The sequence below is a fragment of the Legionellales bacterium genome, from assembly GCA_026125385.1.
GTDB lineage: Bacteria > Pseudomonadota > Gammaproteobacteria > JAHCLG01 > JAHCLG01 > JAHCLG01.
In genome coordinates this window covers 1-13,858 of sequence record JAHCLG010000002.1, presented here as the reverse complement: position 1 = coordinate 13,858, position 13,858 = coordinate 1, and the positions used below count along the sequence as shown (strand labels likewise).

Sequence of the window (13,858 nt, the reverse complement as noted above, 5' to 3'; positions counted from 1 at the left end):
TTAACCTTGTAACTCTGCAAGATTAGCAACAGTAGAAAACAACAGGTGTAATTGTTGTAAAATGGCTAAACGATTTTTTCGTAACGCTTCATCTTCTACCAAAACCATCACCTTATCAAAAAAAGCATCTACAGGTTCTTTTAACGTGGCTAATTGATTGAGTATGCCCACATAATCTTGAAGCGCTAACAAAGGTTGAAGGTGTTGTTGTAAATTTTGCATGGCAGAAACTAAATGTATTTCTTCGGACATTTGACACAATGTGCTATTCAAATCACACTGCCCATAGTGTTGTGCTTGTTTGGTTAAAATATTATGAACGCGTTTATGTGCGGCTGCTAAACTAATTGCGGCAGGTTGTTGTTGAAATTGTGCCATCGCTTGCAGACGCAAATCGATATCGTAGGGATTAAATAACGATTGGCTCATCACCGCTTGAATAACATCGGCATTAATCCCGTGTTCTTTATACCAAACGCGTTGGCGTTGATTGAAAAATTGTAGCACATCTTCAATGGCAGCTTGATTTAATTGAATGGAATTAAAGGCGTGTTGTTGTAAATAAACTAATAATTCTTTTAAATCGAGATTTAATTTTTTTTCAATAAGAATTCGTAATACGCCATAAGCTGCGCGGCGCAAGGCAAAGGGATCTTTGTCACTTGCGGGTAAACCTTTCGTGCCAATAATGCCTAGTAAGGTATCTAATCGATCACTGATTGCTACAGCATAGCTGATAGGTTGTGTGGGTAATTCATCGCCAGCAAAACGAGGATAATAATGTTCTTTGATGGACAAACAGACCAATGGATCTTCGGCATGGTGTTGCGCGTAATAATATCCCATCACGCCTTGTAATTCGGGAAATTCTCCCACCATGCTGGTTGTTAAATCGGCTTTAATTAATAATGCAGCACGTTGTGTAAGAGCAATATCGGCTGATAATTTTTCGGCAATTAAACTTGCTAACACTCCAATGCGTTCTGTTTTAGCAAATAGGCTGCCTAATTCTTGTTGAAAGGTAATATTTTTTAAATTGTCGATGCGATTAATTAATGCTTGTTGTTGATCGGTATGATAGAAAAAATCGGCATCGGCTAAACGTGCGCTCATCACGCGTTGGTTACCGGCGATCACTTGTTGTGGCTCGCGACTATTAATATTACTGACAGTAATGAAATAGGGTAACAAATGATTTTGTTGATCCAATAAGGCAAAACATTTTTGATGTTCGCGCATGGAGGTAATCAGCGCTTCGGGTGGAATTGCCAGAAATTTTTTATCAAAACTGGCTAATAATGCGCATGGCCATTCGACTAAATTACTGACTTCATCTAATAATGATTCATCAATGTGGACATGTGCGTGTTGTTGTTCGGCAATTGCCGTGATTTGTTGTTTAATAAGCGTGCGACGCTGATTTAAGTCGGCAATTACCTGTCCTTGTTGTGCTAGCACCTGTTCATAATCTTGTGCCTGTTTGAGAATTAATGCGGCTGGTGCTAAAAAACGGTGACCGTAAGTAACGCGATCGCTGTTTAAATTAAATAATTTTAAAGGAATAATATCATTATCCAACAAGGCGACAAGCCATTGCACAGGACGAGAAAACGTGACTGTGTCATTTCCCCAGCGCATGGTTTTTTTAATGCTGAGTTTTTTGAAAATCGTAGCGAGAATTTCTGGTAATAACTCACGGGTTTTTTTGCCGGATTGTTGTTGACGATAACAAAGCCATGCGCCTTCTGCCGTTTCTACTTTGCTAAGTTCACTAAATTCAACGCCACAGGAACGCGCAAATCCTAATGCCGCTGGTGTGGGATTACCATGTTCATCCACCGCAGCTTTTAACGCAGGTCCTTTACGTTCAATGTGACGATCGGGTTGTTGAAGGGCAATATTGTGAATCAATAGCGCTAAACGTCTGGGCGTTGCAAAAATTTTTATATCATCAAAGTTAATTTCTTGGGATTTTAATAATTCACTGCCATATTGGTGTAATTGCTGACTTAAATTTTCTAAAATTTTTGCAGGGAGTTCTTCACAACCCAGTTCGAATAAAAAATCACTCATGCTAATTCCTTACACATCGGAAATCCCAATTGTTCGCGGGATTGATAATACGCATTCGCAACCCGACGTGTTAATTGACGTATTCGTAATATATACGCCTGGCGTTCGGTAACGGAAATCGCATAACGCGCGTCGAGTAAATTGAATAAATGGGAGGCTTTTAACGCCATTTCATAGGCGGGCAAGGGTAAGCCTATTTCACATAAGCGTTGTGATTCGGATTCGCAGTGGTTAAATTGTTGAAATAAAATATCGGTATTGGCTTGTTCAAAATTATAGGTCGACATTTCAATTTCATTTTGGAGAAACACATCGCCGTAGGTGATTTTTCCCAGATGACCATCCGCCCAAATTAAATCGAATATATTGTCTTTGCCTTGAATATACATGGCAAGACGTTCTAATCCATAGGTAATTTCGCCGGTGACGGGTTTGCATTCTAAGCCACCGATTTGTTGAAAATAAGTAAATTGCGTGACTTCCATACCATTTAGCCACACTTCCCAACCTAATCCCCACGCACCTAAAGTGGGTGATTCCCAATTATCTTCGACAAAACGAATATCGTGGATTAACGGATCGAAACCTAAATAGATTAAACTGTCGAGATACAATTGTTGAATATTTTTGGGGGAAGGTTTAATCACCACTTGCAATTGATAATAATGTTGCACACGATTGGGATTTTTTCCGTAACGCCCATCGGTGGGTCGCCTTGAAGGTTGAACATAGACGGCCGCCCAAGGTTCAGGACCTATCGCCCGTAAAAAAGTGGCAGGATGAAAGGTGCCAGCCCCCACTTCTAAATCCAAGGGTTGCATTAACGCACAACCTTGTTGCCCCCAAAAATCTTGCAGCGCTAAAATCATGCCTTGAAATGTTTTAAGATTATACTGATTTTTCATCGGAATATTTTTTATCCTTTGCAAATATGCGGTGGCCCGGATTGACCGTAGCCTGGATTGAACTTTGTTCAATCCAGGATCGACGTTTAACAAGTTCTGATCCTGGATTTAACGAAGTTCAATCCAGGGTACGTAATTAATGGATCGCTTGAATGGCAGCAACTAATTTATCTTCGCTGGTTGCGCCTGGAATTAAGGTTGCTTGCAATTCTTCGGCGGATGCTGCTTTGCCTTCAACCGGAGTTTTAGCGATCACAAAAGCGGGTGTGCCTTGTAACCCTAATTGCGAAGCCAATTTAAAGTTTTGATTGATTAAATCCATAATTTCTTTGGCTTTCATGTCTTGCTGCAATTTATCGACATTGAGGCCTAATTTTTTGGCAATGTTCAAGACATCTTGGTTGCTCATATTAGAATTGGCTTTCATTAATGCTTCGTGAAACGCTGCATAATGATCACCTTGTTGTTGAGCGGCTAATGCCGCTTGCGCCGCAAATAAGGAAGGGCCGCCAAAAATAGGCCATTCTTTATAGACTACGCGTAAGTGCGGATATTTTTTCATTAAGTTATTTATGATTGGCGTCATGTCTTTGCAATGAGGACAGCGATAATCAAAAAATTCCACTAAACTGATATGGCCTTTAGCATCGCCAATCACCGGAGTACCTTTACCATAAAATAAATCGCTAGCAATTTTAGGAATGGCTTTTAAGGCGGCGTCGCGCATTTTTTTCTGCTGTTGGACTTGTAAGGCTTGGGACGCTTCCACCAATACTTGAGGATTATTAACTAAATAATCATGAACAATGGTTTGAATGGCTTGAGTTTGTTCGGGAGTAAAACTTGTAGAACTAGCAAAAACATTCAGTATTGCAAAAATCAATCCAAAAACCGAAATAAAGGCATATTTTTTCACAGTGAAATCCTCATAATCATGGAATGGTTACCCTAATGCGAAGCGAGAAATAAGTCAACGTCTTGAGTCCAAAATATTAAACGCTACAATAGGCTTTAGCTAACGTTATTAAGAAAGGTATTTTCATGCAACAAGCAACACCATATCAACCACAACATCATATTCGGGTGATAACAGCAACTTCCTTATTCGACGGGCATGATGCAGCCATTAATATTATGCGTCGCGTCATTCAAGATACTGGGGCAGAAGTGATCCACCTCGGGCATAATCGTTCGGTGAATGAAGTGGTGAATGCCGCCATTCAAGAAGATGTGCAAGCCATTGCGGTAAGTTCCTATCAAGGTGGACATGTCGAATATTTTCACTACATGATGCAATTACTACAAAAAGCCAATGCCAACATTAAAGTATTTGGCGGCGGCGGCGGGGTGATTGTGCCTAGCGAAATTGAGCAAATCCAAAAATTTGGTGTGAGTAAAATTTTTTCGCCGGAAGATGGTCGCCATCATGGTTTGCAAGGCATGATCAATGAATTAATGCGGCTAAGTGATTTTGTTCCAGAATTAAATTTAGACTATACCTTAAAAAATATTCATTATACCCAACCAGGCTTACTTGCTCGTGCGTTAACTACGCTGGAATTAGTCCATGAAGGGAAGGCACAATTACCTGCTAGCCTGCAAACGCTATTAAATCAGGATACTCATCTTCAAATTCCGGTGATAGGCTTAACTGGAACGGGAGGTGCTGGAAAATCATCATTAGCGGATGAACTTGTCACACGATTTTTGCATGATTTTCAAGATAAACATATTGCCATTTTATCGGTTGATCCCTCGCGTCGTCGTACTGGAGGCGCATTACTGGGCGATCGTATTCGCATGAATTCGTTAAAAAATCCACGGGCGTTTATGCGCTCGTTTGCCACGCGTCAAGTGGGTTGCGAAATTTCTCCGGCCTTGCCAGATGCGATTAAGCTTTGCCAATTAGCCGGATTCGATTTAATTTTAGTGGAAACCGCGGGCATTGGCCAAGGCGATGCGGCAATTGTGCCATTGGTGGATAAAACGATATATGTGATGACCGCAGAATATGGTGCTGCTTCGCAATTAGAAAAAATTGATATGATTGATTTTGCAAATTTTATTGCGATTAATAAATATGAACACAATGGTTCTGAAGATGCTTTGCGGGCAGTGCGCAAACAATATCAGCGCAATCACAAACTCTTCAATGATGATCTGGAATCCATGCCAGTATATGGCACGATTGCGGCAAAATTTAATGATAGTGGTGTGACGGCATTATATTATGATGTGATTGCTTCTTTAAATAAAAATACTTGGCAGTCACACTACTCACAACCGTTAAGTAAAGTTACGAATGCAAAAACCGTGGTTATTCCCAGCCAATCGGCACGCTATTTAGCGGATATTGCGCAGACCATTCGCGATTATCATCAACAAGTCGAAAAAGAAGCACAATTAGTGGAAGCCGTTTGGCAATTAGAAAATAGTTTAAAATTAATTGGCGAAAATCAAACGCTGCAACAAAAATTACAACAGATCCAACAACAAATTCATCCAGAAAGTCATCAAGCGTTAACGCAGTTTGATAAAATTGCTGAGGATTATCAACAAAAAGAATTTACCTATCACGTTCGCGAAAAAGAATTTCGTGTGCCCTTATATCATGTCTCGTTATCCGGTTTAAATATTCCTAAAATTGCTTTACCACGTTATCGTAACCCTGGTGATCGCTTGCGCTGGATTTTAAAAGAAAATGTGCCAGGTTATTTTCCCTATACCGCGGGGGTATTTCCGTTTCGTCGTAACGATGAAGATCCCACGCGCATGTTCGCCGGTGAAGGTGATGCCAAACGCACCAATGAACGATTTAAATTTTTATCGAAAAATTCACCAGCTAAACGCTTATCAACCGCTTTCGATTCTGTAACCTTATATGGAGAAGATCCCGCGAAACGTCCTGATATTTACGGCAAAGTGGGAACGTCTGGAGTTTCAATTTGTACTTTGGAAGATATGAAATTATTATACGATGGCTTTGATTTATGCGCGCCAAATAATTCAGTATCAATGACAATTAACGGACCGGCACCGATTATTTTAGCTTTCTTTTTAAATACCGCAATTGAACAACAAGCCCAATTATTTATTCAGCAACATAATCGGCAACCGAACGATCAAGAATATAGAGAATTAAAAGCCCATGCGTTACGCAATGTGCGAGGAACTGTGCAAGCGGATATTTTAAAAGAAGACCAAGGACAAAATACGTGTATTTTTGCCATTGATTTTGCTTTAAAAATGATGGGTGACATTCAAGAATATTTTATTGAACATCAAATTCGTAATTTTTATTCAGTTTCTATTTCAGGTTATCACATTGCTGAAGCGGGCGCGAATCCCATCAGTCAAGCGGCATTTACCTTGGCCAATGGCTTTACCTTTGTCGAATATTATTTGGCACGCGGCATGAATATTAATGAATTTGCACCCAATTTATCGTTTTTCTTTTCGTTATCGATGGACCCTGAATATGCAGTAATTAATCGTGTTGCACGACGCATTTGGGCGATTGCGATGCGTGATCGTTATCATGCTGATAGTCGTTCACAAAAATTAAAAGCGCATATTCAAACCAGTGGACGTTCATTGCACGCGCAAGAAATTCAATTTAACGATATTCGCACCACCCTCGAAGCATTAACGGCGCTGTATGATAATTGCAATTCTCTTCATACGAATTCCTTCGATGAAGCCATCACCACCCCCACGGAAGAATCGGTGCGACGCGCACTTGCGATCCAATTAATTATTAATAAAGAATATGGTCTTTATAAAAATGAAAATGCCACGCAAGGTTCTTTTATTATTGAAACCTTAACCGATTTAGTCGAAGAAGCCATTTTACAAGAATTTGAACGACTGAGTTCACGCGGTGGGGTCTTAGGCGCCATGGAATTGGGTTATCAACGCAGTAAAATTCAAGAAGAATCCTTGTATTATGAACGACGCAAAGTCTCAGGAGAATACCCGATTGTGGGTGTTAACACCTTCATCAATCCCGATATGGATGTTCACGCCGAAACGGCTAAATTAGAATTACGTCGCGGTACGGCGGAAGAAAAGGAATCGCAAATTACTCGCTTAGAGGCTTTTCAAACAAAACATCAAGCAGAATCCTCTCAAGCGTTAGCAAGGCTCCAAAAAACCGTAATTGAAAATGGCAATGTCTTTGCAGAGTTAATGGAAACCGTAAAATGCTGTTCTCTTGGCCAAATCACCCAAGCACTATTCAACGTCGGCGGCGAATATCGACGCAATATGTGAGCCGTGAAATTGCAACGAAGCGTAGCCTGGATCGGCGCCGTAGCGGCGTAGCCTGGAACGGAGCGTAGCGAAGATCCAGGATAAAAACCAGAAAAACTCTCAAATAATTAATACCATACTGAAAAATAAAATATTTTTATTATTTGGATCCTGGATCTACGCTGCGCTCCGTTCCAGGCTACGCCGCTACGTTCCAGGTTCACTGGCACCAAAATAATTCTTTTTGCCATAGTGAGTTAATATTCATCTGTTAAAATCTCAAATTAATACATACGGTTTTAGATAAATGTATAGCCAAATCACAGGGCAATTAGAAAATAGCTTATTAAATGATGTTAGATTCTTATATAAAAGATTTCAAGAATTAATTAAATTAAAAAATACAGAAGATAATATTAATATTGTTAATAAACTTAATAATAATTTCGAAAATTGCCCCAAAAATGAACTTCAAAAAATCAAAGATGAGCTGTTAGCAGAGATTAATTATATTGAATATGAATTAATTTCAAGAAAGGATGAAGAACCCGAACCCGAAAGCTCACCCCCTACCCACTATGATCCCGAACTAGCGGATATATTTCAAACGATAGATAATTCCTCTCAGGATGAGCAGGCCACACATAACGGACAACAAATAATTTCTATTGATGAACTTAATACCAAAGAAGAGTTTTTGAAATCAGTGATATTTAATGATGATTCTATTAGCAAGTGTAGGAACTTATACGATTATCTTTCATCTAAAATTACTAATCCCAAAAATATTTGGCATATCTACGCGGTGAAAATTATTATTAATAGTATTAATCATTATTATCCTAATAACCGGTTCACTGATTTTGACCCCTCATTTTTTCAGCGTCAATTCAATATAGATGCAAAACCCAAAAAAAGTATTTTAAAAAAACATGGCGGTTCAATATCCGAGTCACAAATTAAGAAAAAACTTGCTTTCCGACCCGATAAAAAACTTATTAAAGAGTTTTCAATAAATATAAACAAAATTGGTTTTGTGATGGATATAATAAAGTGCATTAAGGAAATTCTGACTCTAATTGAAAATGATAATTCTTTACTAGATTTAATGGTTAATAAGGTTGATAACAATAAAACAGATATTACAGTTAGAAATTATCTTGATTGTTCTGTTCGCTACAGACCAACACATAGTCGATTTATAAAAATTTTACAAGCAATTAATAGAAGTATTGTCTCTAAACATCCCAATGATAAAGAGACTATTCTATTAAAATCATTTAGCCAATGCAGCTCTCTCTTGGAGTATATCGATGTTAATATCCATAAATTTTTGATGCTTGATTCAGGTAATCTTGTTACCTGTTCAGAAATAGAATTTTTATTAAAGGATATTAAAGAAAAATATGAGATTTTAATCAAAAGGAAAGATGAAATTTTCGAACAGCAAGTAATAGAGGATGATTTTGAACATGCTCGTTTAGTGCCTCTTTATAAAAATAGAAATATTAAGATTAAGATTAAGATTAAAAACCTTCTTAAAGAAATTCAAAATGTTAACTCTATCTTGTTAAAGATAATTATTGCCAACACTGAGCTACTTCTAGACCTGTCTTACGACTTAATTTATTCAGAACAAATCGCGGTAAGTAAAAGTCAGGGTTTAGATAATGAGTATGGTAAACTAGAAAAGTATTTTAATTCTTTTAAAGAAACCCGGGCTGAAAAATTTTATCCAAAATGTCATTTTCGTTCTTATGATTTACTATTAAGTTGCATTCGTGGTTTCTTATCTAGTAGAAATATAGTTTGTGATAATTTTTCCGAAATAGAAATTTTTCATAAATTTAATCAAATCATGACTTCAATAACAAACAGTGATAATCATAATATACCGCTGGTTTTTAAGAATATTAGTAAAGAGCATTCAATGTCAAAAATAATTTTATTAAATTGTATTGATAGTTTGTTGTCAAGGTATAGGAATCTAATTAATACAAGATCGCAAAACGAAAATAATAATCTTGAAGAATTTAGTTCGGAATACCAATCATTGTTGAGTGAAGATAGCATAAAAAACATCTCTATTGAAAAATTAGAACAACTCAAATCCAGTTTGGAAGATACTATTGTAGTATTAAATGAATCTAATTTTGAGGAAAGTATAGGAATTTTTAATCAATCTTATCCAGATAATGGACAGTGTACTAATTTAAAACCCAAACAATGAAATGAACCGTAGCCTGAATCATAGCGGCGTAGCCTGGAACGTAGCGCAGCGGAGATCCAGGATAAAAAAATCAGAAAAACTATCAAATAATTAATCCATGTTAAAAAATTGGTTTTTACCCTGGATCTTCGCTGCGCTACGTTCCAGGCTACATTGCTACGCTCCGTTCCAGGCTACGTGCTTTGACCCAAGTTTATTTATCCCAGCATATTGGTTGGGGGTGTTTTATTTTTTACGACGGATTGGATGGTGGTGGTGTAGCTCACAATAATTAAACCATCTCGTGTTTGATTAGGATCGACTCGCGAAATGACTATGGTGGCGAGTAATGATTGATGACGATAGCTGCCATCGAATCCGCGAAAATAGACACTCAAGGGTAAGGAGACTGCCCAGCTAAAATGGCCTTGAATAATGCCTTTGCGTAAAATGCGAATCGTTCCACGCGTGCTTGCTGAAACGCGTAAACGGCGCTTTTGAATTTGTTCAGGCGTACCATAGCGAATTAATGTGGGTGAAAATTGTTTCCAGGCTTCTTCAGTAAAAAAACTTGAGCTAATCGTGACTTGCTGTTGATAATTTTGATAATCAAAATTAAACGGAAGTGCTGCAATTTTTTTAATCCATTGTGAAATAAACGCGTCAGAATATTCTGGGGTGGCATAGGGATTGATGTGAGAGGGTGCTGCGTTTGCTGGTGATGGTTTTACCTGTTCAGTAGCCCATAAGGGTGTTAGTATTAATAAACTCGCAACGACGAGTGCAAATAAAATTTTTTTCATCATAAGTTCCTTATCCAATTAAGTAAGTTCCCGTACCACAGGCTAATAATTCCTGGGTTTCATTGTAGAATTCCATTTTGGTGACTGCGACTTTATTTCCCCCGCGCAAGATCGCAGCAGTGGCATGAAAACGTTCGCCCCGTCCTGGTCGCAAGTAATCCACGCGAATATCGATGGTACCAACTTTGGCTAATTTAGCAGCTTGTTGTTCAAATGATAAATCTTCGACTCGCGAATAAAGATTATACATGGCGATTACTCCACCCACGGTATCGAGTACCGAAGAAATCACACCGCCGTGTAAAATCCCTTGAATATGATTACCAATAAATTGTGGTTGTTTTGCTAGACTCACAAGAGCTCGCTCGTGAGAAATATCATCAATTTTTAAATTTAAAAATCGACTGAATGGAATAGATTCCATGACTTGTTTAACCAGTTGTTTGAATTGTTCAGCGGACATGCTATCTCTCAATTTTTAATTTTGTCGAAAATTACAAAGCTATAATCATAGGGATTTTTATCGTCTGCTGAATATTCCTCACGCGAGATAATTTCCCAAGCATCACTATCCCATTCAGGAAAAAAAGTATCGCCAGGAACTTCGGCATCGATAAAGGTTAAATACATGCGATCGGCAATCGTTAAACTTTCGCGATAAATATGAGCACCACCAGTGATCATAATTTCAGGTTCCTGTTTGACTAGTTCAATCGCCGCAGTTAACGAATGAACAACATCACAGCCCGCAGCTTGATAATTGCGATTGCGAGTAACAATAATATTACGACGTTGCGGTAGCGGTTTACCTAAACTTTCAAACGAGCGTCGTCCCATAATCACGGGTTTATATAAGGTTTTTTCTTGAAAAAAGGCTAAATCGTTTGGCATGTGCCAGGGTAATTGGTTTTGATAACCAATTACCCGATGATGTGCGAGAGCGGCGATTAATGAAATCATTATTTTTTATCAGCGCTAATCGATTTACCATTTGAAATCATGTAATGAATGGTGGCAGCGAGTTCTTCATCGCTGCAAGTAGTACAAGTGCCTTTCGCTGGCATGGCATTAATGCCTTTGATGGCTTGCGCTAGCATAGCCGCAAATTTTTCTTCAGGCGTATTACCTGCATTAGCCTTTAATTTCGCATTCCAGGCCTCTTTATCGCCAAATTTTGGCGCACCTGCGATACCCGCATCGTGACAAAGTTTGCAATGTGCCGTATAAATTTCTTGGGCACGGGTGAGAGTCACTTTACTCGTCGTCGTCGGGGTATTATCGGTTTTGGGCGCTGGTGCATTTTTGGCATTATCTGGAGTTGCTGGTGCTTCTTTAGCGACAGCCACATTGCCAACGGGTTTAATCCGCTCGGCAATAGCGTGCTTGGAATCGTTGTTTTCATAACCAAACGATAAAGCGACTAAACTTAAGCCTGCAATAAAAAACATAAGATGACGTAACATTGAAGTTCCCCTTCCATAGACGGATTGTAAAAACCCGAGTATCATACACCTCCTTGCGCTTGGCGCAAAATTTCTTAGCAATGCGCCCGTAGCTCAGCTGGATAGAGTATTGGCCTCCGAAGCCAAAGGTCGGTGGTTCGAGTCCACTCGGGCGCGCATTTCAATTGTTTTAATTCAGGAATATTTTCATGAATTTTACCAACGCGCTGACGCAATTGCTCAATATTCAATATCCCATTTTATCCGCGCCGATGGCCAATGTGGCTGGTGGTAAGTTAGCGAGTGCGGTAACCAAAGCGGGGGGGTTAGGATTTATTGGCGGAGGATATTGTCATGAAGCATGGATTAAACAAGAATTGCAATATGCCCTACCACGTCAATTTGGAATTGGTTTTATTACTTGGCGTTTAGCAGAATTTCCGGCAGTTTTAGATCTGGCGATTGCCCATCAACCGCGTGCGATTTTTTTATCGTTTGGAAATATTGAACCGTTTGTTGAAAAAATTAAAGCCGCAAATATTATGTTAATTTGCCAAGTGCAAACCGTCGCGCAAGCGCAACAAGCACAAGAATTTGGTGTCGATATTATTGTGGCGCAGGGCAGCGAAGCAGGTGGGCATGGTGCGAGTCGTGGTAGTTTTACGTTAATTCCCGCGATTGTGGATGCAGTGAAAAATATTCCCGTTGTAGCCGCCGGTGGCATAGCAGATGGTCGCGGGTTAGCGGCAGCATTTATGTTAGGCGCCACAGGTGGATTATTAGGAACGCGTTTTTATGCCTCGCCAGAAGCCTTGGGATCTGTGCAAGCAAAACAACGTTTAATTGCTGCAAGTGGAGATGATACTTTTCGTTCAACTATTTTTGATTTTGCGCGAGGCTTAACGTGGCCCCAACCTTACACTGCACGTGCGCTGAAAAATCAATTCACTCAACAGTGGGAAAATAAAGACAATCTCAAACAAAAAATCGATAAAAAAATTCAGCAGGAATATCAGCAAGCGGTCGATAACAATAATTATGATATTGCTGGCATTTTTGCCGGCGAAAATCTCGATTTAATCCACGAAATTTTATCAGCAGAAGAAATTATTAATAAAATTATGCAAGAATTTAAAGCGACACTCAAAACAATTGAATAAGGTGATACGCAGGCTCTTCGTAGGGATGAGCGTCTTTTAAGGCTTGAATAATAGATTTTAAATCTTGATGCGCGCAAATCATTTCTAATTTAATTTCTTCCACATATTCAAGTTGATTTAATTGACCAATAGCGGGTTGACTGTGTTCAAGTGGGCGAAATTGACCTACCCCTTGCGTTTGCCAACAACATTGATCGTAATGTTTAAATTTTCCTGCACCCGCAGCAAACAAGGCCGATTTTACTTTTTCTACAGCATTCATTGGGACATAAACACCTAAAAGATAATTAATCGCTGTCATCATCATGCTCACTCTATCGGCTATATAAAGTTTGTACTAACCAATCACCTATCATACGAATTTCCTCAGCACACACACTGTGTTCCATCGCAAACGTTTGCCAATCCACTCGATAATTCAATTTTTGTAATTGATCGCGAGATAGTTCGCCAAATTTTAAGGGGACTATCGGATCGTATACGCCATGAATTTGCAGAATGGCTGTTTCGTCTGAGGTTGCTAGTGGAATATCGGCAGGTAACGGTAAATAACAGGATAATGCTAATATACCGGCTAATTTTTCTGGAAAACGCAAACCGGTATGCAGTGCCATCGCGCCGCCTTGAGAAAACCCTGCGAGTACAATATTATTTGCCGGAATTCCTTGTTCAATTTGGGTGGTAATTAATTGTTGAATCATTAATTCTGAGGCTAAAATGCCTTCGCGATCGACGCGGGCATTCAAATCGAATCCGCTAATATCATACCAACCGCGCATGGCAAAACCATTATTAATAGTAATTGGGCGGACTGGCGCATGCGGGAAAATAAACCGTATTCCAGGCGTTGAAGGTAACCGCAGCTCTGGCACAATCGAGGCAAAATCGTGGCCATCGGCACCTAATCCATGCAACCAAATTACCGCATAGTGGATGGGTGAGCCGTGGTGAATAATAATTTCTTGTTCATTCATGCAATATTTACCTTCATCAAGCGGGATAATCTCAGTAGGCA

Annotated in this window: 12 protein-coding genes and 1 tRNA gene; 4 read left to right on the top strand and 9 right to left on the bottom strand. The window is 39.2% G+C overall.

Annotated features, from left to right (window positions below):
• From glyS to KIT27_00990, 3 genes are all read right to left on the bottom strand, one after another.
• Positions 1-2,073, bottom strand: a complete 2,073-nt coding sequence (gene glyS, locus KIT27_01000; protein ID MCW5588215.1) for a glycine--tRNA ligase subunit beta — start codon at positions 2,071-2,073, stop codon at positions 1-3.
• Positions 2,070-2,978, bottom strand: a complete 909-nt coding sequence (gene glyQ / locus KIT27_00995) for a glycine--tRNA ligase subunit alpha (protein MCW5588214.1) — start codon at positions 2,976-2,978, stop codon at positions 2,070-2,072. Before glyQ ends, glyS begins: the two co-directional genes overlap by 4 nt.
• A gap of 136 nt (positions 2,979-3,114) precedes the next feature.
• Positions 3,115-3,894, bottom strand: coding sequence for a thioredoxin domain-containing protein (locus tag KIT27_00990; GenBank protein ID MCW5588213.1), 780 nt, complete (start codon positions 3,892-3,894; stop codon positions 3,115-3,117).
• Positions 3,895-4,019: 125 nt separating this feature from the next.
• Here KIT27_00990 and KIT27_00985 point away from each other — a divergent pair, with 125 nt between their 5' ends.
• On the top strand, positions 4,020-7,250 hold the full coding sequence (locus KIT27_00985) for a cobalamin-dependent protein (protein ID MCW5588212.1): 3,231 nt from the start codon (positions 4,020-4,022) through the stop codon (positions 7,248-7,250).
• A gap of 286 nt (positions 7,251-7,536) precedes the next feature.
• On the top strand, positions 7,537-9,459 hold the full coding sequence (locus KIT27_00980; protein MCW5588211.1) for a hypothetical protein: 1,923 nt from the start codon (positions 7,537-7,539) through the stop codon (positions 9,457-9,459).
• Between the two features lie 197 nt (positions 9,460-9,656).
• On the opposite strand, the gene KIT27_00975 is transcribed toward KIT27_00980, so the two are convergent.
• The 4 genes from KIT27_00975 to KIT27_00960 are packed head-to-tail and all read right to left on the bottom strand — an operon-like array spanning position 9,657 to position 11,704.
• Positions 9,657-10,244 (bottom strand): DotI/IcmL family type IV secretion protein, encoded by a 588-nt coding sequence (locus KIT27_00975; protein ID MCW5588210.1) that lies wholly within the window; start codon positions 10,242-10,244, stop codon positions 9,657-9,659.
• 7 nt (positions 10,245-10,251) lie between these two features.
• Entirely contained in the window at positions 10,252-10,704 is a 453-nt protein-coding gene (locus tag KIT27_00970) for a thioesterase family protein (GenBank protein ID MCW5588209.1), read from the bottom strand.
• Between the two features lie 8 nt (positions 10,705-10,712).
• The gene (gene folA / locus KIT27_00965) at positions 10,713-11,201 is read right to left on the bottom strand and encodes a type 3 dihydrofolate reductase (protein ID MCW5588208.1); all 489 of its coding nucleotides are present in this window, start codon (positions 11,199-11,201) and stop codon (positions 10,713-10,715) included.
• A complete protein-coding gene (locus tag KIT27_00960) occupies positions 11,201-11,704 on the bottom strand; it encodes a cytochrome c5 family protein (GenBank protein ID MCW5588207.1) in 504 nt (167 codons plus the stop codon). Before KIT27_00960 ends, folA begins: the two co-directional genes overlap by 1 nt.
• Positions 11,705-11,786: 82 nt before the next feature.
• On the opposite strand from KIT27_00960, the gene KIT27_00955 reads away from it, so the two are divergent.
• Positions 11,787-11,860, top strand: a tRNA-Arg gene (locus KIT27_00955).
• Positions 11,861-11,892: 32 nt separating this feature from the next.
• Positions 11,893-12,843 (top strand): nitronate monooxygenase, encoded by a 951-nt coding sequence (locus KIT27_00950; protein ID MCW5588206.1) that lies wholly within the window; start codon positions 11,893-11,895, stop codon positions 12,841-12,843.
• On the opposite strand, the gene KIT27_00945 is transcribed toward KIT27_00950, so the two are convergent.
• Both KIT27_00945 and KIT27_00940 read right to left on the bottom strand, forming a co-directional pair.
• A complete protein-coding gene (locus KIT27_00945; GenBank protein ID MCW5588205.1) occupies positions 12,827-13,144 on the bottom strand; it encodes an NGG1p interacting factor NIF3 in 318 nt (105 codons plus the stop codon). The two genes, KIT27_00950 and KIT27_00945, sit on opposite strands and share 17 nt — an antisense overlap.
• Before the next feature lie 13 nt (positions 13,145-13,157).
• Positions 13,158-13,817: a carboxylesterase gene (locus KIT27_00940; GenBank protein ID MCW5588204.1), complete on the bottom strand. Its 660-nt coding sequence runs from the start codon at positions 13,815-13,817 to the stop codon at positions 13,158-13,160.
• Positions 13,818-13,858 lie beyond the last annotated feature (41 nt).